Below are 21,805 nucleotides of genomic sequence, written 5' to 3'. Positions count from 1 at the left end.
CCGGGCCTGGCGTGGGCCCTCCCCGGACGAAGCGTCAGCGGCGGGTGAGGTGGCGTAGCGCGACGAGACCCTGCAGGGCGGCGGCCGGCCGGAGCAGGGTGGGGCGGGGCCGCTCGGGCATGGCGCCGCCGCGCAGCGCGATCGCCGTGACGGTGACGACGGGCAGCGCCCAGGCGGCGACGGCGGCTGCCCGTACGGTGCGGCTGGGCTCGTGGCCCAGGGTGAGCCAGGTCCAGTAGGCGGCGTCGGCGAACGTGTCGGCGTAGTCGCCGAACGGGGAGGCGGTGCCGTGACGGCGCGCCAGGCGGCCGTCGGCGAGGTCGAGGGTGATCGCCAGCAGCCCGGACCAGCGGCTCGCCCCGCCGGGCAGCGCCGGGAGGTTGGCGCGGATGAGGGTGAGCGTGTCGGCGGTGGTGAGCCGTTCGCGCCGTTCCAGCAGGCCCAGGTGCAGTGCGGCGAGCGCCCAGCTGGTCGCCACCCAGCGGCGTCCCGGGCGCCTGCCCGCGGCCAGGGCGAGAAGCAGACCGTGCAGGGCGGTGAGCTCGGCCAGGGCGCGCGGGCGGTCGGCCGCTTGCCGTAGTGATCTGTGGGCGGCCTGGCTCATGAACCGTGCGAGGGCAGGCGGCGACATGCGGCCTTCCCGCAGGACGCTCAGGAGGGCATCGGTGGCAGCGCGGCTGTCGGCGTACTCGGATACGGACTTCGCTGCGGACTCCACGCCCGTGTCCCTTCGTGGGGTGACGGTCGTACTCACGGTATGCGGCCGGACGGTGGTCGAAGGTGGGCGCGCTCACCGATCAGCAGGGGCATCCGCCCTAGCCTCGGTCCGAGACGGAGGAACAGGCCGAGCAGGAAGGACGCGGGCATGGCATGGGTGACCGGCGGGTTGGTGGCCGTGGGGGCCGTAGGGGGTGCGGTGGCCGGGTATCTGGGGCTGGTGACGGGGGCGCTGCCCCTGGACGTGGGTATCGGCCGCAGGACGCGCCCGCTGGGGCCGCAGACGGTCGACATCGCGGCGCCCCGCGAGACGGTCTTCGAGGTGATCGCCCAGCCGTATCTGGGGCAGGCCACGCGGGCGATGCGGGAGAAAGTGCAGGTGGTGGAGCGTGGTGCCGACATGGTGCTGGCGGCGCATCACACCCCGGTCGCGGGTGGCCGGCTGACGTCGACGACGGTGGAGACGGTCAGGTTCACCCGGCCGGAGCGGGTCGACTTCCGGCTCGTACGAGGGCCCGTGCCCGCCGTCACGGAGTCGTTCACGCTCAGCGAGCGGGGGCCGGGAACCCGGCTGGTGTACGAGGGTGAGCTCTCCACGGACCTGTGGCGGGCGGGCCAGTGGTGGGGCGGCGTGGTCGCTCCGCGCTGGGAGGCGACCGTCGCGGCGTCCCTGGCAGCGGTCGGACAGGAGGCGGAGAGACGCTCGGCCCTGTCGTGAGCGCGCTTACAGTTCTCCGCTCCGATCCGGGCCTAGCGTTCGGATCATGGTGCTGCGGATCGTGGCGCACTCGCGAGCAGGAGGAGTCCAGGATGACCCAGGCCACCCCCGAGCCACGGCGCAAGGTGGACCGCGACGAGGTGTTCGTCGAGTTCACCAAGTCGATCTGCCCGATGTGCAAGACACCGGTCGACGCGCAGGTCAACATCCGCGACAACAAGGTGTACCTGCGCAAACGCTGCCGCGGTCACGGTGAGTTCGAGGCCCTCGTCTACGGGGACGCCGAGGAGTACCTGTCCTCCACCCGTTTCAACAAGCCCGGCACGATCCCGCTCGTCTTCCAGACCGAGGTGAGGGACGGCTGTCCGTCGGACTGCGGGCTGTGCCCGGAGCACAAGCAGCACGCGTGCCTGGGGATCATCGAGGTCAACACGGGCTGCAACCTGGACTGCCCGATCTGCTTCGCCGACTCAGGACATCAGCCGGACGGCTACGCGATCACCCATGAGCAGTGCGCGCGGATGCTCGACACCTTCGTGGCCAGCGAGGGCGAGGCGGAGGTGGTGATGTTCTCCGGCGGAGAGCCCACTGTCCACAAGCACGTCCTGGACTTCATCGACCTCGCCCTGGCCCGCCCGATCAGAAACGTCACTCTCAACACCAACGGCATCCGCCTGGCCACCGACCGCACGTTCGTCGCCGAACTCGGCAAGCGCAACCAGGTGCCGGGCAAGTCGGTGAACATCTACCTCCAGTTCGACGGCTTCGACGAACGCACCCACCTGGAGATCCGCGGCCGGGACCTGCGTACGTTCAAACAGCGGGCCCTGGACAACTGCGCCGAGGCCGGTCTGACCGTCACCCTCGTCGCCGCCGTCGAGCGCGGCCTGAACGAACACGAACTCGGCGACATCATCGAGTACGGCATCGATCACCCCGCCGTACGCTCCGTGGCCTTCCAGCCGGTGACCCACTCCGGCCGGCACGTGGAGTTCGACCCGCTGAACCGGCTCACCAACCCCGACGTCATCCGGCTCATCAACGCCCAGCGGCCGGAGTGGTTCCACAAGGGCGACTTCTTCCCGGTGCCGTGCTGCTTCCCGACCTGTCGCTCCATCACCTACCTGCTTGTGGACGGCGAACCGGGCAACCGCACGGTCGTGCCCATCCCGCGGCTGCTCAACGTGGAGGACCACCTCGACTACGTCACCAACCGGGTCATGCCTGACGCCGGGATCCGCGAGGCCCTGGAGAAGCTGTGGTCGGCCTCCGCGTTCATGGGCACGGAGACCACCGAGGAGAAGCTGCGCGCCACGGCCGAGGCCCTGGACTGTGTTGGGGGTACCTCCCGTGCCGAAGGCTACGGGGGAGCGTGCGGCATCGACCTGCCCGAGGCCGTGAAGGACCTCAACGACAGGGCGTTCATGATCGTGGTGCAGGACTTCCAGGACCCCTACACCCTCAACGTCAAGCAGCTGATGAAGTGCTGCGTCGAGGAGATCACGCCCGACGGGCGCCTCATCCCGTTCTGCGCGTACAACTCCGTCGGCTACCGGGAGCAGATCCGCGCGCAGATGTCCGGCGTGCCGGTCGCCGACGTCGTCCCCAACGCCCTGCCGCTCGCCGGCCGCCTCACCACCACACCGTACGGCTCCAAGACCGTGGAGGAATCCCGCGATGGACAGTGACGCGATCAAGTCCTGCTGCGCCGCCGCGTACTCCTCCGACGTCGTCGCCCTGCTGCTCGGCGACTCCTACCACCCCGGCGGCACCACGCTGACCCGACGCCTCGCCGACGCCCTCGCACTCACCCCGGGCGCGCGGGTCCTGGACGTCGCCTCCGGGCGCGGAACGACCGCCCTGCTGCTCGCCGACGTGTACGACGCCGAGGTCGAGGGGGTGGATTACGCGCCGGCGAACACCACCCTCGCCCAAGGCGCCGCCCAAGCGGCCGGACTCACCGACCGGGCCCGGTTCACCACCGGGGACGCCGAGCACCTCCCGTACCCGGACGGCGTCTTCGACGCCGTGGTGTGCGAGTGCGCGCTGTGCACCTTCCCCGACAAGCCACAGGCCGCGGCGGAGTTCGCCCGGGTGCTGAAGCCCGGCGGCCGGCTCGGCATCACCGACGTCACCATCGCCCCCGACCGGCTCCCGCCCGAACTCACCGGCCTCGGCGCCCACATCGCCTGCATCGCCGACGCCCGCCCGCTGGAGGAGTACGCGGAGATCCTGTCCGTCGCCGGCCTGCGCACCCTGCGCACGGAACGCCACGACGGCGCGATGCTTCGGATGATCGACCAGATCGAGGCGAGACTGACCCTGCTGCGCATGACCGCCCCGTACAAGCTCACTGCCACCGGCATCGACCTCGCCGCCGCCCCCACGGCCCTGGCGGCCGCCCGCACAGCCGTGGCGGACCGCGCGCTCGGCTACGCGCTGCTGACGGCGGAGAAGGCGCGTGGGGGGATCTGACGCCGCGTACGTCGCCCTCATGAATTTTTTCATGCCCTTGCGTACTCGACGGTATATTTATTTACTACTCAGTGTCGGCCGCACCCCGCCGAACAGGCCCCTTCCTAAGGCGACAACGATGTCCCATCACCGCGCTCCGATCAGCACCGACTGGCCGTACTCGGTCACGACCCCCGGCAACCGCGATTGGGAAAGCACGGCCGTCCGCTGGCTGCGGGACCTCCTGCCGGCCCGGTACGCCGGCTACACCACCCTCACGCGCCATCCCGTTCTCCTGGCCCGGCACGCCCAGCTGCAGATCGAGCACGAGATCCGCGCGGTGCGGGTGGCGATGCAAACCTGCCGCGCGGAGCTGCCCACGCTGGGCGTGGCCGACCCCACGATCGAGAGCACGATCAGGCTGTACGCCGTCGAACTGGACCAGCTGAGCCGCCTGGCCCGGGGTGTCCGCCTCATCAACGAGGCACTCCTCGCGAGCGACCAGGCCGCTCGGCGACGAGCACGGGTCTGAAGGACCCGCCCCAGACAGCACATACCCGGAAACCGGCCTCGGCTACAACGTCTTCCACCGGGTCGGCGAACTGTCGCGAGGCCAAGCCCGACTCAGGTGTGCCACCCGATGATTCGGCCCCGCGGGTTCAGGGGACTTCAGGGCTCAGCAGCGTCGGCAGGACCACGTCGTCCACGTAGCGGCTGAGGAACTCGGGGTCCGCTTCGGCGCGGTCGACGACCGGTCGGGCGAGGGTCGCCCCGGCGATGAGGTGGGGCAGGAAACCGAGTGCCAGGTTCTTCGCCGTCACCTCGCCACGCTCGACGGCGCGGTCGATCACCGCGCGCATCGTCTCCAGCTCGGGCTCGACCATGCTCTCGTACACGGCGTCAGCCAGTTCAGGACGGGCCTGCGTCGCGCCGCCGAGTGCCCGCAGCAGCGGACGTCCACCTGATCGACGGCTCTCTCGTCCCGCAGTTCGCCACCTCCGACACGGTCACCGTCGGCCACGAGGTCTCCGGTGTGATCCACACGCTTGGCCCCGACCTCAAGCGGGGCCTGACCGTCGGCACCCGCGTGACCCTGGAGGCCGGCAAGACCTGCGGCCGGTGCGCCGGCTGCGTGCGCCGCCGCCCCTGCACCCAGATGCTCACCGCCGGAATCGACTACGACGGCGGCTGGGCCCAGTACACCCTCGCCCGCGAGGACACCCTCATCCCCATCCCCGACGCGGTCTCCACCCCCTACGCCGCCGTCGTCACCACCGCCGGCGTGCGCCCCGCCCAGGCCGTCGGCGTCTGGGGCGTGGGTGGTGTGGGCGCGCACAACGTGCGCCTGGCCCGCCTGGTCGGCGCCGCGCCGGTCATCGCCATCGACCCACTGCCCGGCGCCCGGTCGCGCGCTCTGGCCTTCGGCGCGGACGTCGCCCGCTACCCGACGGCCCCCGACTTCGCCGACCACGTCCGCGCGGCGACCGGCGAACGGGGTCTGGACTTCGCCTTCGACTGCGCCGGCGTGCCCGCCGTCCGCGAGCAGGCCGCGTCCGTGCTCGGTCAGGGCGGTGCCCTGATCCTGGTGGGCATCACACCGACGCCGCTGACCATCACCGAGGGCCTGACCTTCAACTACCTGGGCAAGCAGGTACGCGGGCACTACGGCGGCACTCCGGAGTCCGTCACCGAGCTGGTGCGGCTGGCCGCGGCCGGCCGCCTCGACCTGGCCCCGTCCATCACCGACCACATCCCGCTGGCGGATGCCGCCGATGCGGTCAACCGGCTTGAGCACAAGGTCGGCGACCCGATCCGTCTCGTCCTCGTCCTCGTCCCCTGACGACTGCTGAGGAGTCATCCCTGAGTCACCTCGGGCAGGGGTGAGTGGGCGCCGGTGCTCGTTCTCGGTGAAGTCGTCGGCAACCTTTGTGCCTCCTGTGGCCACTGAGGAGTACACCGTCGAATCGATCTTCCGAACGGACAGGCATGATGACAGCGAGGCAGGCCGCGCGGCGGCGCAGACGCAGGCAGAGGCAGAGGCAGAGGCTAGGGGCGGGCGCCGCGGTGGCGCTTGCCGCTGCGGGCGTCATCGCCTGCCTGGTCATGGCCTCGGCCCCCGACCGCGAGACCGGCGCCGCGTCGGTCGCGGTCGCGCCCGGCGCCAGTACCCAGGTGAGCGCCCCGACCGAACCGCCGACCGGCACTCCGCCACTGAACGGGAGCCCCACCCCGACAGGCGGCCCGGATGCGACGGGGACCCTGGCCCCGACGGCCGGTGCGTCCACCACGGCGGCGCGGCCGTCGGCCACCAAGGCGCCCCGGACGACACCCGCCGCGGCGCCGGCGGCCGGACGGATTCAGCCCGGGACCACCTACCAGGGAGTCGCCACCGTCTACGAGGCCGGGAACGGCGACGGCTCCTGTCTGTTCGGCCCGAGCGACAGCATGATGATCGCGGCGATGAACACCACCGACTACGAGTCGTCCAGGGCGTGCGGCGCGTACGTGCTCGTCCGCGCGGCGAACGGCAACTCCGTCACGGTCCGGATCACCAACGAATGCCCCCTGCCCTGCGCGCCCGGGCAACTCGACCTCAGCGAACAGGCCTTCGCCAAGCTCGTCGACCCCAAGCTCGGCAGGATCCCGATCACCTGGAGCCTGCTGAGCCCGCGCACGTCCGACACGATCTCCATCCGGTACAAGGTCGGGTCCAGCCCCTATTGGTGCGGCATCCAGGCGATCGGCCACCGCAATCCGCTGGCGCGGCTTGAGGTCCGCGGCAGCAACGGCTGGCGGCCGTTGCCCCGTACCGACTACAACTACTTCCTCTCCGCCGACGGCAGCGGGTGCGGCGGTGCGATCAGGATCACCGACATCTACGGCGAACGACTGACGGTCGACGGGATCGCGCTGCGTCCGAACGTCGTGCAACCGACCCAGGTCCAGTTCGTCCGGCACTGAGCCCAAGAAGCTCAGCCGAGCTGGGGCAGCGGACGCCGGGTGACCTCGTGGGCGTCCTGCGCGGGGACGCCGAGCATGCGCAGGACCATCTCGGCCAGGTCGGCGGCGGCCTCGTCACCGTCGAGGTCGGGGTGGGCCAGCCGCAGTGCGACGAGGGACATCAGGGTCCCGCCCACGGCGGACAGGGCGATGGTCGCGCTGGTGCAGGTGAAGCGGCCCGAGGCGATGCCGATCTCCAGGTCGCGCAGCGCTCGTGGGGCGAGGCCCCCCTCGGAGTGAATGTGGGCCAGACCGCGATCGCGCAGGATCCGCAGGAGTTCCGGGTGGGAGTCGGCCATCTGGGCGGTCAGCCGGAAGCCCGCCGCGACGAGCTCGGCCGGGTCCTCGATCCCTCGTACGCGCTCGTCGATGACCTGCCCGAACTCCTCGAGGGCGTCCGCCACGGCGGCGTCGAACAGCTCCGTCTTCGACTCGAAGTGGTTGTAGAAGGAGCCGAAACCCACGTCCGCGCGCTCGGCGATCGCCTGGATGCTGGCACTGGTGTCGCCCGTCTCCGCGAGGATCCGCCGGGCCGCACGGACGAGCGCGAGACGGGTCTCGGCGCGGCGTCGCTCGAAGCGGTTCTTGGGCGGGGCTGACGTCGGCATACGGCCAGTCTAGCAACCGTGACGATGAGTCCCCCATGACTGATGGATTTATCAATTCTCTGGCTTCAAGCTATTGACGATGAGAAGCGCCAAAGTTGATGATTTCCTCATTACGGCAGTGTTGCTTGGAGGACACCATGCCCCCCACCCCCGTTGACAGGGCCGCTCCCCAGACGCCCCACCAAGACCTTCACAGCGAGCGGGGTGCCCTCCGCGGCGAGCACCCCGGGCGCGCCCGGAATCCCGTGATCAAGGTGGCCGACCTGGCCTGGCTGGAGTTCGAGAAGCCGGATCTGGACCGAGCCGAGGTGTTCGCGCGTGACTTCGGGTTCGCGATCGCCGCCCGCACCGAGCGGGAGCTGTGGCTGCGCGGCACGTTCGCGGGCTCCCCCTGCATGGTCATCCGGCGCGGGCGCACCTCCCGCTTCATCGGACCGGCGTTCCGCGCGGCCGAGCGGAGCGACCTGGACCGGTTGGCCCGCGCCACCGGCGGTGCCGTCAGGGACATCGACGTACCTGGAGGAGGACAGTCGGTCGCCCTGCTCGACCCCTCGGGCTTCCCGGTCCGGGTCGCCCACTGTGCCGAACAGCTGCCCGCGCTACCCGAGCAGCAGCCTCTGTCCCTCAACTTCGGCACCGAGCACCGCCGTACGAACACCACCCAGCGACCGCCCCGTGAGCCGTCCCGTATCCAGCGGCTCGGCCACGTCGTGCTGGAGACACGGGTGTTCGCCCGCGCCCTGGACTGGTACCTGGACACCCTGGGGATGATCGTCAGCGACTTCCTGTTCCTGGACGGACAGCGCGAGCGCGGGCCGACCATGGCGTTCATCCGTTGTGACCAGGGCGGCCTGGCCGTGGACCACCACACGCTGGCCATGCACCTGGGACCGGGCAACGGCTACGTCCACTCCGCCTACCAGGTCACCGACCTCGATGCGATCGCCGGAGGCGGTGAGTACCTGGCCGAGCGCGGCTACCGGCGCAGCTGGGGCATCGGCCGGCACATCCAGGGCAGCCAGCTCTTCGACTACTGGCGCGACCCCGACCGCTTCATGCTGGAGCACTTCGCCGACGGCGACCTGTTCTCCTGCGACATCGAGCCTGGCTGGGCGTCGATGTCGGCGAGCGGCCTGGCCCAGTGGGGCCCGCCGGTCACTCGCGACTTCCTGGGCACGAACCCGTCCCCCGCCAAGCTCCGCGAGGTCATGGCGGCCCTGCGCGGCGACAACGAACTCGACCCCGCACGCCTGCTGGGCCTGATGAAAGCGATGAGCTCATGAGTACCAACGTTCTGCGCACCACCGACGGCTGGTGGGTCGTCCGGGACGACCGCGCCGTCCGCATCCAGACCAAGGCGGTCACCACCGCCGAACTGCTCGCCGACCGCGCCGCCGTACGAGAGGCCGCGGGGAGCGAGGATCCGGGCACTCCCGTCGCCGACCTGGTGGCGCTTCCTCCGGTCACCACCCCGTGCCGGGTGGTCGCCCAGATGGTGAACTACCGCAGCCACGCCCGCGATTCGGGATTCACCGGCGAGATCCCGCCGACCTTCTTCCGCAAGGCGTCCGGCTCGGTCAGCGGCCCGCACGAGGCGATCGTCCGCCCCGCGCACGTGAAGTTCCTCGACTACGAAATCGAACTCGGTCTCGTCATGGGCGCCCCCCTGCCCGTGGGCACCGTCGTCGAGGAGCGGGACCTGCCGCGGTACGTCGCCGGACTCGTCCTCACCAACGACGTCAGCGCCCGGGACGTCCAGCTGACCAAGACCCAGTTCTACGAGAGCAAGTCCTACCCGACCTTCACACCGACGGGGCCCTACCTGGCCCTGCTGGAGCCCGAGGACTTCGCTCATCTGCTCGACCTGCGGCTGAGGCTGTCGGTCAACGGCGAACCGCGCCAGGACCGCACGCTCGCCGACATGATCGTACGGCCCGCGCAGGCGCTCACCCTGCTCGCCCGCTTCCAGACCCTGGATCCGGGCGACCTGCTGCTGACCGGTACCCCCGGCGGCACGGCCCTGAAGGCCCCGCCCAAGCCGGTCGAGAAGATCGGGGCGTTGCTGCCGCCCGCGCTGAAGTGGAAGGCGTTCTTCAACGGCCAGGCCAAGAACCCCCGTTACCTGCGCGAGGGCGACCTCATCACCGCGACGATCGCCACGCCGGACGGACGGATCGACCTCGGCGAGCAGCAGACCCCTGTGACGGACGCGACGTGAGCGCCGCGTCCCGGATACCGGTGGTGATCATCGGGGCGGGGCCCGTGGGAGTCACGGCCGCCCTCCTGCTCGCCCGCCACGGAGTGCGCAGCATCGTCCTGGAACGCCACCGGGACGTCTACCCTCTGCCGCGTGCCGTCGCCGTGGACGACGAGATCCGTCGGATCCTGCAGAGCGTCGGCGTCCACGAGGAGTTCGCCGCCCTCGCGCGCCCGGCGCGCGGGCTGCGGCTCCTGGACGCCCGGCGCCGCGTGATCGCCGAGTTCCCGCGCTCGGCTCACGGGCACCACGGCTTTCCGCAGACCAGCATGTTCGACCAGCCCGAGCTGGAACGCCTGCTCCGCGCAGCTCTGGCGCGGCGTCCCGAGTGCGAGCTGCGGGGCGGCGTGGAGGTCGTGTCCGTCACCCAGGACACCGACGGACCGAACGGTTCGACGGGTCCGGTCCGGGTCGCCTTCCGCCGCGACGGCAGCGACGGCAACGGCAGCGGCGAGGTGGAGCACCTGTGGGCCGATGCCGTCCTCGGCTGCGACGGCGCGGGCGGTCTCACCCGCGACGCCATCGGCGCCGTATGGGAGGACCTGCACTTCGAGGAGAGCTGGCGAGTCGTCGACGTGCGCACCAGCCGCCGCGTGTCCACCTGGGAAGGCGCAGAGCAGATATGCTGCCCGACCCGGCCGGCCACCTTCATGCGCATCGGCGAGGACCGCTACCGCTGGGAGTTCCGGCTGGCCGGCCACGAGCCCCTGGACGGCCCGGAGGGGCTGGAGCGCCTGCGCGAGCTGGTCGCCCCCTGGGTGGACCTGCCGCGTGATGCCGCGTCGGGCGGCGACTTCGAGGTGATCCGGCAGGCGCAGTACACCTTCCGGGCCCGCCTGGCCGACCGGTGGCGCCGGGGTCGTGTCTTCCTGCTGGGCGACGCGGCTCACCTCACCCCGCCTTTCGTCGGGCAGGGGCTGTGCGCGGGCCTGCGCGACGCCCACAACCTCACCTGGAAACTGGCCCGCGTTCTCCAACAGGGCGCGGACGAAGCACTGTTGGACACCTACGAGCGCGAACGCAAGCCGCACGCCCGCCACCTGATCCGCATCGCGGTCGTCGTCGGCTGGGCCATGACCGGCGGACAGGACCGCGCCGCGGCGATCCGCAGGGCCGTCGTGGGCGCTGCCTGCCGCATCCCAGGCGTGACAGCGACAGTGAGCCGCGACCTCAGCCCCGCCCTGGCCGCCGGTCCACTGGTACGGCGCCGCCCACGCCTGGTCGGCCACGTGCTTGCCGGCACCTCGTGCCCGCAGCCCTGGGTGGTCGTCGACGGCAGACGCGTGCGTCTGGATGACGTCCTCGGGGATTCCTTCGCCGTCCTGACCACCGTGCCACCCACCCCGCGGGTGACGGCCGTGGCCACGTCGATCGGCGCACGCGTGATCCGCGTGGACGACCTGGGCGACGACGGCACCCTTGCCGCCTGGCTGGCACGCGGCCGGGCGGATGCCGTCCTGCTGCGTCCCGATCGCGTCGTGCTGGACACGGTCCCCGCCGGCACCGGCGACTTCTCCGACACCGCCGCCTGGGCCCTGCTGCTGCACACGGCCCGCCGCCCCGCCGAGGGCCTGCCCTCACCCCTGCCGAGGAGCACCACACGATGAGCATCCCGCACGCCACGCCGTATCCGGAACCCTTCTTCACTCCCGACCCGGAGGCGGCCGCCGGCAGCCGCATCGCCGACTTCGCCCGATGGGCGGCCCGGCACCAGGGCGCAGAAGGCGTCCAGGACCCCACCGACTACCAGGCCCTGTACCGCTGGTCGGTCACCGACCTGGAAGGATTCTGGGCCGCGGTGTGGGAGTACTTCGGCGTCGACGCGGCGACGCCGTACGAGCGGGTGCTGGCCGAGGAGACCATGCCGGGCGCCCGCTGGTTTCCCGGCGCCACCCTGAACTACGCCCACCACGCGCTGCGCGACCTGCGGCCGGACGCTCCCGCGATCACCGCTTTGGACGAGACGGGATCCGGCTACGAGATCACGGGTCGGCAGCTGCGCGACCAGGTCGCCTCCGTCGCGGCCACCCTGCGCGAGCTGGGTGTCGGACAGGGCGACCGGGTGGTGGGCTACCTGCCCAACACCCCGCACGCGATCATCGCCTTCCTCGCCACCGTCAGCCTGGGCGCGGTGTGGTCGGTGTGCGGCCAGGACTACGCCCCCAAGGCCGCCGCCGACCGATTCACCCAGATCCGGCCCACCGTCCTCATCACCGCGGACGGCTATCTCTTCAACGGCACCACACACGACCGCCGTGCCGCTTCGCTCGAACTGGCCGACGCGCTGTCGACGCTGAAGGCCACGATTCTCGTGGAGCACGTGGGCCTTGGCTGGCCCGAGGCCCGGCACGCAGGGCTGACGGTTCCCTGGGAGGACGCGGCGGCCCGCACCGAGCACCTCGGCTTCGCCCCCGTACCGTTCGACCATCCCCTGTGGGTCGTCTTCTCCTCCGGCACCACGGGCCCGCCCAAGGGCATCGTCCACGGCCACGGCGGCGTCCTGCTCGAACACCTCAAGACCCTCGGCCTGCACACCGATCTGGGCCTCGGGGACCGCCTGCTGTGGTACACCACCACCCACTGGATGATGTGGAACCTGGTCGTCTCCACCCTGCTCACCGGCGCGACCACCTGCACCTACGACGGCAGTCCGGCGCCGCTCGCGCGACCGGACATCCTGTGGCAGCTCGCGGACCGCCACAAGGTCACCGTCTTCGGTACCAGCCCCCAGTATCTGCTGGCCATGGCCAAGCTGGGCATCGACCTCTCCGCGCACGACCTCTCGGCCATCCGCGTCATCGGCTCCACCGGATCGACTCTGCCCGCCTCCGCCTACCCCTGGGTCCGTGACCACGTGGGCGCCGGCGTCCTCCTGGCCTCCACCAGCGGCGGCACGGACGTCGTCTCCGCCTTCGCCGGCAGCGCCCCCACGACCCCGGTCCGGGCGGGGGAGCTCTCCGCCCCCAACCTGGGCGTGGCGCTCGCCGCCTACGACGCCGAGGGCTTCCCGGTCATCGACCGGGTCGGCGAACTGGTCATCACCAGGCCCATGCCGTCCATGCCGCTGTACTTCTGGAACGACCCCCAGGGCAGCCGCTACCACGACGCCTACTTCGGGGCCTACCCCGGCGTGTGGCGCCACGGCGACTGGATCACCCTCACCTCCCACGGCTCGCTGATCGTCCACGGCCGCTCCGACGCCACCCTCAACCGCAACGGCGTACGCCTCGGCAGCGCCGACATCCACGAGATCGTCGAACGCTTTCCCGAGATCGCCGAGGCCCTTGTCATCGGAGCGGAGGAGCCGGACGGCGGCTACTGGATGCCCTTGTTCGTCGTCCCGGCGCCCGGCATCACCCTGGACGACGCCCTGCGGCACCGGATCCGCGACGCGATCCGCGCCGGCGCCTCACCCCGCCACGTCCCCGACGAGATCCTCTCCGTGCCGGCCATCCCGCACACGAGGACCGGCAAGAAGCTCGAAGTCCCGGTCAAGCGCCTGCTCCAGGGCATCCCCGCCGAGCAGATCCTCGACCCCGCGGCGGTCGACAACCCCGAACTCATCGACTTCTACGCCCAGCTGGGCGCGGCACGGAGCAAGCGCGCGGCACACCGTGGGCAGCCCGCCCCGGTACCAGACCATCCGCACACCGAAGCACGAGTGGCCTGTCGGCATGACCAGCGCGGCAGCCACTCCGAGGTCGATCCTGGTCCCCCTGATCAGCCCAGGAAGCTCAACCGCACCTGACGCTCCGGGTTGTCCTTGTTCGTGTCGACCAGGCAGATCGACTGCCACGTCCCCAGCTCCAGCCGGCCCCCGAGCACCGGCACCGTCGCGTGTGGTGGCACCAGGGCCGGGAGGACGTGGTCGCGGCCGTGGCCCGGGGAGCCGTGGCGGTGTTGCCAGCGGTCGTCGGCCGGGAGGAGGTGGTGGAGGGCGGCCAGGAGGTCGGCGTCGCTGCCGGAGCCCGTTTCGAGGATGGCCAGGCCCGCCGTGGCGTGGGGGACGAAGAGGTGGAGGAGGCCGTCGCGGCCCTGGGCCGCCTGGCTCAGGAAGTCCGTGCAGGCCGAGGTCAGGTCGGTGACGGTCTCGGTGGCGCCGGTGGTGAGCGTGAGGACGCGGGTCGTGAAGGTCGACATGAGGTCATCCTGCCTCTCGTCGTACGGGATCGAACGCATCCACGCCCGTCGCGGGAAGATCCCCGCACCCGCCGCCGTTAGTGGAATCGTGAACGATTTCGTGGCGGTACGGGACATCGACGTCGTGGTGATCGGCGCCGGTCAGGCGGGCCTCTCGGCCGCCTACCATCTGCGACGCTCCGGCCTCGAGCCGGACCGGGACTTCGTCGTGCTCGATCATGCCCCGCGTCCCGGCGGCGCCTGGCAGTTCCGCTGGCCCTCGCTCACCTACGGCAGGGTCCACGGCATGCACGCCCTGCCCGGGATGGAGCTGACCGGGGCCGACGATCGCCGGCCGTCCTCCGACGTGATCGGCGAGTACTTCACGACGTACGAGGACCGCTTCGACCTGCGCGTCCACCGGCCCGTCGAGGTGAGCGCCGTCCGTGAGGGCGAGCGCGGGCGCCTGCGCGTCGAGACCTCGGAGGGTACGTACGCCACCCGTGCCCTGATCAACGCGACCGGCACCTGGGACCGTCCCTTCTGGCCCCGCTACCAGGGCCAGGAGACCTTCCGCGGCCGCCAGCTGCACACCGCTAACTACCCCGGCCCCGAGGAGTTCGCGGGTCGAAGGGTCGTCGTGGTCGGCGGCGGCGCCTCCGGGACCCAGCATCTGATGGAGATCGCCGAGGTCGCGGCGGAGACGACCTGGGTGACGCGGCGCGAGCCCGTCTTCCGTGAGGGGCCTTTCGGCGAGAGGGAGGGCCGGGCGGCCGTCGCGATGGTCGAGGAGCGCGTACGGCGCGGGCTTCCGCCGCAGAGTGTCGTCTCGGTCACCGGCCTGCCGCTCACCGACGCGATCCGCGGCGCCCGCGAGCGCGGCGTCCTGGACCGCAACCCCATGTTCGACCGCATCACCCCGACCGGGGTGGCCTGGGCCGACGGACGGACGGTGGACGCGGACGTGATCCTCTGGGCCACCGGTTTCCGTGCCGCGATCGACCACCTCGCCCCGCTCAGGCTGCGCGAGCAGGGCGGCGGCATCCGCGTCGAGGGCACGCGCGCGGTGCGGGACGAGCGCGTCCATCTGGTCGGGTACGGCCCGTCGGCCTCCACGATCGGCGCCAACCGGGCCGGGCGCGCGGCCGTCACCGAGATCCGTCGGCTGCTCGACCTGGAGCCCGCGGCGAGCCGCTGAATCGGCCGTCAGCCTCGCGCCGCGCGCCGGTTCGCGTTGAACTCGGCGACGTTCGCCTGGTGTTCCGCGTAGTCGGCGGTGAAGCGGGTGTCCCCCGGCCGCACGGTCACGAAGTACAGCCAGTCGCCCTTCGCCGGTTCGATCGACGCCGTCATCGCCTGATCGCCCGGGTTGCCGATCGGGGTGGGCGGCAGCCCGGTGCGTTCGTACGTGTTGTACGGGCTGTCGATCCTGGTGTCCTCGTGGGTGGTGTCCACGGTGGAACGGCCCAGGGCGTAGTTGAGCGTCGAGTCCATCTGGAGGGCCATGCCCCGGGCGAGGCGGTTGTGGACGACCCGGGCGACCTTGCCCATGTCCTCGGCGGTGTCGGCCTCGGCCTGCACGATGCTGGCGATGATCACCGTCTGGTGCACGCTCAGGCCGTGGCGCTGGGCGCCCGCGCCGATGTGATCGGTGCCGAAGCGCTTGCCCGCCGTGTCGACCATGTAGCGCAGCAGGCTCTCGGGGGTGGTCGAGGACGCCACGGGGTACGTCGCCGGGAAGAGATAGCCCTCGGGGTTTCCGCCGGCGGCCGCGGGAAGCGTGAGCGTGGCGGCCCGGGCGGCCGCGGCACCGCGGGTGGTGCCTTCGGCGAGGCCGAGGGAGCGGTCGACGGCCGCGTACACCTGGGCCGCCCGCCAGCCCTCCGGGATCACCAGGGTCCGCAGCTTCTCGGGGGTGGGCTTCGGCTTGTCCTCGTCGAGGAGCAGCAGCGGCACGGTGATCGCCGCCGCCACCGCGAAGGCCGCGCCGACGAGCAGCGCGAGTTTGCCCCGGCGGGTGAGCCGGGGTCGGCGGCGACGGTGTTCGGGCTGCCAGGACCGGTACGTCATGGCCGCACGCTAACCCGGTCCGCCCGCGAAACCGCGGAGCCCGCACACACGTCGGTCATGCGGCGGCGCCGCCGGTCCCCTGGGACGGGGGACCGGCGGCGCCGCGCACTGCCCGTCTCGGACGATCAGGCGTCGGACGAGCGAGCGTCAGACGAGCCAGCCCAGGAAGTGGAAGACGCCGGCGAGCAGGTTGGTGATCACGTTCATGGTGGTGCTTCTCCTCGTACAGGTACATGTGTGGGACTGCGCAGTCGCGGTCTGCAGCCCGTCGCTTGCGCACCGTAATCATCAGTCGCCACAAGGGAGTCGAGCAACGAAAACAGGGACGATCACACGTTCTGGGGAACAACCGCTCCCGCGTTCGTGTGTTCGTCACGGCGCACCAGGGCCGCGTACCGGCCATCCCGCGCCAGGAGCTCCTCGTGCGTGCCCCGCTCGGCGATCCGGCCGGCTTCGAGTACGACGATCTGGTCCGCGTCCCGGACGGTGGAGAGCCGGTGGGCGATGGTGATGGTGGTACGTCCGGCGGAGAGGGCGTCGATGGCCTGCTGGACCGCGTGTTCCGTACGGGTGTCCAGCGCGCTGGTCGCCTCGTCGAGGATGAGCACGGGCGGGTCGCGCAGGATCGTGCGGGCGATCGCCAGGCGCTGCTTCTCCCCGCCCGAGAAGCGGTAGCCGCGCTCGCCGACCAGGGTGTCGTACCCCTCGGGCAGCGAGGCGATGTGGTCGTGGATCTGGGCGGCGCGGGCCGCCGCCTCGATCTCCTCGTCCGTGGCGTCGGGCTTGGCGAAGCGGAGGTTGTCGGCGACGGAGGCGTGGAAGAGATACGTCTCCTGCGAGACCACGCCGACGGCCCGGGCCAGGGTGTCGAAGTCGAGGTCGCGCACGTCGACGCCGTCGAGCAGCACGCGGCCGCCGGTCACGTCGTAGAGCCGGGGCACCAGATAGCTGAGGGTGGACTTGCCGGATCCGGTGGGCCCGACGACGGCGAGGCTGGCGCCGGCCGGGACGGTCACGTCGATGGAGTCGAGGGTCGCCCGGCCGGGCGCCTCGCGGTCGTAGCGGAAGTCGACGTTCTCGAACGCCACCTCGCCGCTGATCTTCTCCAGACGGACGGGGTCCTCGGACTCGGTGATGTCGACGGGGAGGTCGAGGTACTCGAAGATGCGCTGGAAGAGCGCGAGGGAGGTCTGGATCTGGACGCCGGTGGAGAGCAGGCTCACGGCGGGCCGGAACAGGCCCTGCTGAAGCGAGACGAAGGCGACGAGGGTGCCCAGCGAGATGGCCGGGCCTCCCGCCTGGAGGGAGAGGCCGGCGGCCCAGTAGATCAGCGCGGGCATGGCCGCCATGACGATGCCGATGGTGGACATCCGCCACCGTCCGGCCATGGAGGAGCGCACTTCGAGGTCGACGAGGCGCTCGGACTCCTCGGCGAAGGACGTGGTGAGCGAGTCGGCGCGGCCCATCGTGCGGCCGAGCAGGATGCCGCTGACGGAGAGCGACTCGGTGACGGTCGCGGCCATGACGGCCATCTGCTTCTGGCGCTGCGTGGTGATCTTCTTGCGCTCGCGGCCGACGCGGCGGCTGATCCAGACGAAGACGGGCAGCAGGAGCAGCGAGACGACGGTGAGCCGCCAGTCCAGCGCGAGCATCGCGACGACGGTGGCGACGACGGCGGTGAGGTTGGAGACGAGGGAGGTGGCGGTCGAGGTGACCGTCGCCTGCATGCCGCCGATGTCGTTGGCGATCCGGGACTGGACCTCGCCGGTGCGGGTGCGGGTGAAGAAGGCGAGCGGCATCCGCTGCAGCTGGGCGTAGACCGCGGTGCGCAGGTCGTGCATCACCCGCTGGCCGACGGTGGTGGAGATCAGAGTCTGGAGTACGCCGAAGACGCTGGTCATCACGGCGGTGGCGATCATGCCGAGGACGAGCAGGCTCAGCAGTCCCGTGCGGCCCTGCGGGATCGCGGTGTCGAGGATCTCCTTGAGCAGGAACGGCGAGGCGACCGACACCAGGGACGAGGCACCGACCAGCAGGCCGACGACGGCGAGGCGCCCGCGGTAGGGACGGAAGAGCCGCAGGATGCGCCGCATCTGCGCGGGCTCCTTCGGCTGCGCGGGATCACGCGCGGGAGGTGTCCATGTGGACTCTTCGTGGGGACGCATGGGCTCCTACGAGGGGTGAGAGGCAGGACATGAGATCAGTCGAGCAGATCAGAGCATAGCTCATTGTTACCTATGCTCACAATGAACATAGTCCTGATAATGTTCCCTCATGAGCACCCCCGACGCCGACGGCCTCCTCGCCGAGCAGCTGCTGCGCCTCACCCGACGACTGCACCGCATCCAGAAGCAGCATCTGGAGCCGGTCGGCATCACCCCCGCGCAGTCCCGGCTGCTGCGCACCGTCGCGCACTACGACCACCCGCCCCGGATGGCCGATCTCGCCGAGCGGCTCGAAGTCGTCCCCCGGGCCGTGACCAGCCTCGTGGACGGCCTTGAGGCCTCCGGCCGGGTGCGCCGTGTCGCCGATCCGAGCAACCGCAGGGTGGTCCGGATCGAGCTCACCGACACGGGCCGCGCCACCCTGCGCGCGTTGCGGAGCGCGCGTCGGGCGGCCGCAGAGGACATCCTTGCTCCATTGACCGTCGATCAGCGCGACGTGCTCGGAGGTCTGCTGTCCGCTCTGGTCGACCACGTGCCGGAGCGCCGCTGCTGACCGACGGGGCGCGGGGAGCGCCGAGGGGAGCCGTGACATGCCACTGCTGGAGCCGAACCCGCAGGCCCTGCGTCCCGGTACGAAGCGGAGTCCGGCCCCCGACCGGGTCCCCGACCTGCAGTCCCGCGGCACACCACGCAGACTGCGGGAGGAGCTGGCGGCGCTCCTCGGCCCCGAGAAGGTCCTCTCGAAGATCTCCGACCTGGTGCGGTACGCCTCCGACGCCAGTCCCTACCGGTTCGTCCCGCAGGTCGTCGTGGTCGCGGAGGACGTCGACGACATCTCCGCGGTCCTGTCGTACGCGCGCGGCAAGGGCCGCGAGGTGGTGTTCCGGGCGGCCGGGACCAGCCTGAACGGGCAGGCGCAGGGGGAGGACATCCTCGTCGACGTCCGCAGGCACTGGGTGGGCGTCGAGGTCCTGGACGACGGCGCCCGCGCCCGGATCCGCCCCGGCACCACCGTCGTACGGGCCAATGCCGCCCTCGCCCGGCACGGCCGGGTCCTCGGACCCGACCCGGCCAGCGCCGTCGCCTGCACGATCGGCGGGGTCGTCGCCAACAACGCCTCGGGCATGACCGCCGGGACGACCCGGAACTCCTACCGGACCGTCGCCTCCCTCACCTTCGTCCTGCCGAGCGGCACCGTCGTCGACACCGGCGACCCGACCGCCGACGCGGAGCTCGCCCGCGCCGAGCCACGCCTGTGCGAGGGGCTGCTGGCGATCAAGGCCGAGATCGAGGCCGACGAGGAACTGGTCCGCCGCGTCCGCGCCAAGTACGCCCTCAAGAACACCAACGGCTACCGCCTGGACGCCTTCCTCGACGGGGCGACGCCCGTGGAGATCCTGCGCGGGCTGATGGTCGGCTCGGAGGGCACGTTCGGCTTCATCTCCGAGGTCGTCTTCGACACCCTGCCCCTGGACCGGCGGGTCTCCACCGCGCTGCTGTTCTTCCCCTCGCTGCCGGCGGCGGCCGCCGCCGTGCCGCGCTTCAACGACGCGGGGGCGATCGCCGTCGAGCTGATGGACGGCAACACCCTGCGCGCCTCGGTCAGCGTCGCCGGGGTGCCCGCCGACTGGGCGGAGCTGCCCAGGGAGACGGCTGCGCTGCTCGTGGAGTTCCGTGCGCCGGACACGGCCACGCAGGAGGCGTACGAACAGGCCGCCGCCGAGGTCCTGGACGATCTGGAGCTGGTCGCCCCCGTCGCCTCGGTGGCCAACGCCTTCACGCGTGATCCGGGGACGATCGCCGGGTACTGGAAGGCCCGCAAGGCGTTCGTGACCGCCGTCGGCGGCTCGCGCCCCTCGGGCACGACGCTGATCACCGAGGACTTCGCCGTGCCGCCGGCCCGGCTCGCCGAGGCCTGCGCCGACCTGCTCGATCTGCAGTCCCGGCACGGCTTCGACGCGGCCGTGGCCGGTCACGCCGCCCATGGCAATCTGCACTTCCTCCTCGCCTTCGACGCGGCCGACCCCTCCGACGTGGAGCGGTACGCCGCCTTCATGGACGAGTTCTGCAAGCTGACCGTGGAGCGGTTCGACGGCTCGCTCAAGGCCGAGCACGCCACCGGCCGCAACATCGCCCCGTTCCTGGAGCTGGAGTGGGGGCCGAAGGCGACCGAGCTGATGTGGCGGATCAAGGAGGTCATCGACCCCGAGGGGGTGCTCGCCCCGCGGATCGTCCTCGACCGCGACCCGCAGGCCCATCTGCGCGGTCTGAAGACGATTCCGAGGGTGGAGGCGGTCGCCGACCCGTGCATCGAGTGCGGCTTCTGCGAACCGACCTGTCCCAGCCACGATCTGACGACCACTCCGCGCCAGCGCATCGTGCTGCGCCGGGAGATGATGCGGCAGAGCGACGGCTCCCCGGTCGAGGCGAGCCTGCTGCAGTCGTACGGCTACGACGCCGTGGACACCTGCGCCGGAGACTCCACGTGCAGGCTGGCCTGCCCGGTCGGGATCGACACCGGGGCGATGATGAGGGACTTCCGCCATCGGCGGCACTCCCGGCGCGAGGAGCGCCTCGCGGCGCTCACGGCCAGGAACTTCCGCGCGGTGGAAGCCTCGGCCCGTCTCGCGGTCGCCGCGGCCCACCGGATCGGCGACCGGGTCGGCGACCGGCTCCTGGAGTCGGTGACGGGCCTGGCCCGCAAGGCGGTGCGGCCCGATCTCGTACCGGAGTGGCTGCCGGAGGTCCCGGGCGCGGCGGCCCGGCGGCTGCCCCGGACCCACCGCCCGGCGGCCGTCGCCGTCTACTACCCGGCCTGTGTGAACCGTATCTTCGGCGGGCCTGAGGGCCTGCGGGGTCCTTCGCTCCCCGAGGCGGTGGTGGCGCTCTCCGGCCGGGCGGGCAGGCCGGTGTGGATCCCGGACGACGTGGCCGGTACGTGCTGCGCGACGATCTGGCACTCCAAGGGGTACGAGCGCGGCAACGAGGTCATGGCCAACCGGATCGTGGAGGCGGCCTGGGGCTGGACGGCGGGCGGGCGGCTCCCGCTGGTGGTCGACGCCTCCTCGTGCACCCTGGGGATCGCGCACGAGGTCGTGCCGTATCTCACCGACGACAACCGCGAGTTGCACGCGGAGCTGACCGTGCTCGACTCGCTGGTATGGGCCGCGGACGAGCTGCTGCCCCGGCTCGAGGTGCGCCGCACGGTGGGCTCGGCGGTGGTGCACCCGACCTGTTCCATGCGCCACTTGGGCGACGAGGAACAACTGACGGCGCTGGCCCGGGCGTGCGCCGAGGAGGTCGTCGTGCCCGACGACGCGGGCTGCTGCGCCTTCGCCGGCGACCGGGGCATGCTGCACCCGGAGCTGACGGCCTCGGCCACCGCGCGCGAGGCGGCCCAGGTGACGGAGCGCCCCTTCGACGTGCATCTGTCGGCGAACCGGATGTGCGAGATCGGCATGGACCGGGCGACAGGCCGGAGCTATCAGTCCGTGCTCCTGGCCCTGGAGCGCGCGACGCGTCCCTGACGCCTCCGCGGGACCGCCCGCACGTGAGGGGACTCGCCCGTCCCTGAGACCCCGGCACCCTTCGTGACACGAGGGCCCCTTACCCCATGTGGGTGAGCGGCCCTCGTCGTTTGCATGCTCCGGTGATCCGGAATGGAAGAGTCCAACCACCCGTCGCAAGAGTCCAATCC

The 21,805-nt window shown here is 71.4% G+C and carries 19 protein-coding genes; 13 read left to right on the top strand and 6 right to left on the bottom strand.

Translation table 11 applies throughout. From position 1 onward, the window contains the following. Positions 1 to 34: 34 nt before the first annotated feature. Positions 35 to 718 carry a CDP-alcohol phosphatidyltransferase family protein gene (locus FDM97_RS14205; RefSeq protein WP_254705584.1) on the bottom strand — a complete coding sequence of 228 codons (684 nt, stop codon included), beginning with the start codon at positions 716 to 718 and terminating at the stop codon, positions 35 to 37. A 147-nt stretch (positions 719 to 865) separates the two neighbouring features. On the opposite strand from FDM97_RS14205, the gene FDM97_RS14200 reads away from it, so the two are divergent. The 4 genes from FDM97_RS14200 to FDM97_RS14185 all read left to right on the top strand — a co-directional run bounded on the left by FDM97_RS14200 (position 866) and on the right by FDM97_RS14185 (position 4,421). Then, positions 866 to 1,435, top strand: a complete 570-nt coding sequence (locus FDM97_RS14200; RefSeq protein WP_137990776.1) for an SRPBCC family protein — start codon at positions 866 to 868, stop codon at positions 1,433 to 1,435. 92 nt (positions 1,436 to 1,527) lie between these two features. Beyond that, positions 1,528 to 3,123, top strand: coding sequence for a radical SAM protein (locus FDM97_RS14195; RefSeq protein ID WP_137990775.1), 1,596 nt, complete (start codon positions 1,528 to 1,530; stop codon positions 3,121 to 3,123). Beyond that, a complete protein-coding gene (locus tag FDM97_RS14190; protein WP_137990774.1) occupies positions 3,113 to 3,910 on the top strand; it encodes a class I SAM-dependent methyltransferase in 798 nt (265 codons plus the stop codon). The genes FDM97_RS14195 and FDM97_RS14190 overlap by 11 nt, the downstream gene beginning before the upstream one ends. Positions 3,911 to 4,028: 118 nt before the next feature. After that, on the top strand, positions 4,029 to 4,421 hold the full coding sequence (locus tag FDM97_RS14185) for a hypothetical protein (RefSeq protein ID WP_137990773.1): 393 nt from the start codon (positions 4,029 to 4,031) through the stop codon (positions 4,419 to 4,421). Positions 4,422 to 4,548: 127 nt separating this feature from the next. Here the strand turns inward: FDM97_RS14185 and FDM97_RS14180 are convergent, their stop codons facing one another. Beyond that, positions 4,549 to 4,836 carry a TetR-like C-terminal domain-containing protein gene (locus FDM97_RS14180; RefSeq protein WP_254705917.1) on the bottom strand — a complete coding sequence of 96 codons (288 nt, stop codon included), beginning with the start codon at positions 4,834 to 4,836 and terminating at the stop codon, positions 4,549 to 4,551. On the opposite strand from FDM97_RS14180, the gene FDM97_RS14175 reads away from it, so the two are divergent. Together FDM97_RS14175 and FDM97_RS14170 are read left to right on the top strand one after the other, a co-directional pair. After that, on the top strand, positions 4,827 to 5,729 hold the full coding sequence (locus FDM97_RS14175; RefSeq protein ID WP_254705583.1) for a zinc-binding dehydrogenase: 903 nt from the start codon (positions 4,827 to 4,829) through the stop codon (positions 5,727 to 5,729). The genes FDM97_RS14180 and FDM97_RS14175 overlap by 10 nt on opposite strands. A 146-nt stretch (positions 5,730 to 5,875) precedes the next feature. Further along, on the top strand, positions 5,876 to 6,850 hold the full coding sequence (locus FDM97_RS14170) for an expansin EXLX1 family cellulose-binding protein (RefSeq protein WP_137990771.1): 975 nt from the start codon (positions 5,876 to 5,878) through the stop codon (positions 6,848 to 6,850). Between the two features lie 11 nt (positions 6,851 to 6,861). Here the strand turns inward: FDM97_RS14170 and FDM97_RS14165 are convergent, their stop codons facing one another. Further along, complete coding sequence (locus FDM97_RS14165) at positions 6,862 to 7,497, bottom strand: TetR/AcrR family transcriptional regulator (protein ID WP_137990770.1); 636 nt, start codon at positions 7,495 to 7,497, stop codon at positions 6,862 to 6,864. A 137-nt stretch (positions 7,498 to 7,634) separates the two neighbouring features. Here FDM97_RS14165 and FDM97_RS14160 point away from each other — a divergent pair, with 137 nt between their 5' ends. Genes FDM97_RS14160 through FDM97_RS14145 form a run of 4 tightly spaced genes read left to right on the top strand, consistent with a single transcriptional unit; the run spans position 7,635 to position 13,502 of the window. Beyond that, positions 7,635 to 8,780 carry a VOC family protein gene (locus FDM97_RS14160; protein WP_137990769.1) on the top strand — a complete coding sequence of 382 codons (1,146 nt, stop codon included), beginning with the start codon at positions 7,635 to 7,637 and terminating at the stop codon, positions 8,778 to 8,780. Further along, the gene (locus tag FDM97_RS14155) at positions 8,777 to 9,715 is read left to right on the top strand and encodes a fumarylacetoacetate hydrolase family protein (RefSeq protein WP_137990768.1); all 939 of its coding nucleotides are present in this window, start codon (positions 8,777 to 8,779) and stop codon (positions 9,713 to 9,715) included. The genes FDM97_RS14160 and FDM97_RS14155 overlap by 4 nt, the downstream gene beginning before the upstream one ends. Next, on the top strand, positions 9,712 to 11,361 hold the full coding sequence (mhpA, locus tag FDM97_RS14150; RefSeq protein WP_137990767.1) for a bifunctional 3-(3-hydroxy-phenyl)propionate/3-hydroxycinnamic acid hydroxylase MhpA: 1,650 nt from the start codon (positions 9,712 to 9,714) through the stop codon (positions 11,359 to 11,361). Before FDM97_RS14155 ends, mhpA begins: the two co-directional genes overlap by 4 nt. Further along, positions 11,358 to 13,502 carry an acetoacetate--CoA ligase gene (locus FDM97_RS14145; RefSeq protein ID WP_137990766.1) on the top strand — a complete coding sequence of 715 codons (2,145 nt, stop codon included), beginning with the start codon at positions 11,358 to 11,360 and terminating at the stop codon, positions 13,500 to 13,502. Before mhpA ends, FDM97_RS14145 begins: the two co-directional genes overlap by 4 nt. Here FDM97_RS14145 and FDM97_RS14140 read toward each other — a convergent pair. Next, complete coding sequence (locus tag FDM97_RS14140; protein WP_137990765.1) at positions 13,475 to 13,894, bottom strand: secondary thiamine-phosphate synthase enzyme YjbQ; 420 nt, start codon at positions 13,892 to 13,894, stop codon at positions 13,475 to 13,477. The two genes, FDM97_RS14145 and FDM97_RS14140, sit on opposite strands and share 28 nt — an antisense overlap. An 88-nt stretch (positions 13,895 to 13,982) precedes the next feature. On the opposite strand from FDM97_RS14140, the gene FDM97_RS14135 reads away from it, so the two are divergent. Further along, a complete protein-coding gene (locus FDM97_RS14135) occupies positions 13,983 to 15,071 on the top strand; it encodes an NAD(P)-binding domain-containing protein (protein WP_254705581.1) in 1,089 nt (362 codons plus the stop codon). Positions 15,072 to 15,079: 8 nt separating this feature from the next. On the opposite strand, the gene mltG is transcribed toward FDM97_RS14135, so the two are convergent. Both mltG and FDM97_RS14125 read right to left on the bottom strand, forming a co-directional pair. Next, the gene (mltG, locus tag FDM97_RS14130) at positions 15,080 to 15,943 is read right to left on the bottom strand and encodes an endolytic transglycosylase MltG (protein WP_137990764.1); all 864 of its coding nucleotides are present in this window, start codon (positions 15,941 to 15,943) and stop codon (positions 15,080 to 15,082) included. A 329-nt stretch (positions 15,944 to 16,272) separates the two neighbouring features. Continuing rightward, positions 16,273 to 18,108 carry an ABC transporter ATP-binding protein gene (locus FDM97_RS14125; protein WP_137990763.1) on the bottom strand — a complete coding sequence of 612 codons (1,836 nt, stop codon included), beginning with the start codon at positions 18,106 to 18,108 and terminating at the stop codon, positions 16,273 to 16,275. A 109-nt stretch (positions 18,109 to 18,217) separates the two neighbouring features. Here FDM97_RS14125 and FDM97_RS14120 point away from each other — a divergent pair, with 109 nt between their 5' ends. Both FDM97_RS14120 and FDM97_RS14115 read left to right on the top strand, forming a co-directional pair. After that, positions 18,218 to 18,661, top strand: coding sequence for a MarR family winged helix-turn-helix transcriptional regulator (locus FDM97_RS14120; protein WP_137990762.1), 444 nt, complete (start codon positions 18,218 to 18,220; stop codon positions 18,659 to 18,661). A gap of 37 nt (positions 18,662 to 18,698) precedes the next feature. Further along, positions 18,699 to 21,635, top strand: a complete 2,937-nt coding sequence (locus tag FDM97_RS14115; RefSeq protein ID WP_137990761.1) for an FAD-binding and (Fe-S)-binding domain-containing protein — start codon at positions 18,699 to 18,701, stop codon at positions 21,633 to 21,635. Positions 21,636 to 21,805 lie beyond the last annotated feature (170 nt).

Source organism: Streptomyces vilmorinianum (genome assembly GCF_005517195.1).
In the GTDB taxonomy this organism is placed as follows: Bacteria; Actinomycetota; Actinomycetes; order Streptomycetales; family Streptomycetaceae; genus Streptomyces; species Streptomyces vilmorinianum.
Note: the sequence above shows the minus strand (reverse complement) of the source record. Positions and strands in the feature narration are given on the sequence as shown.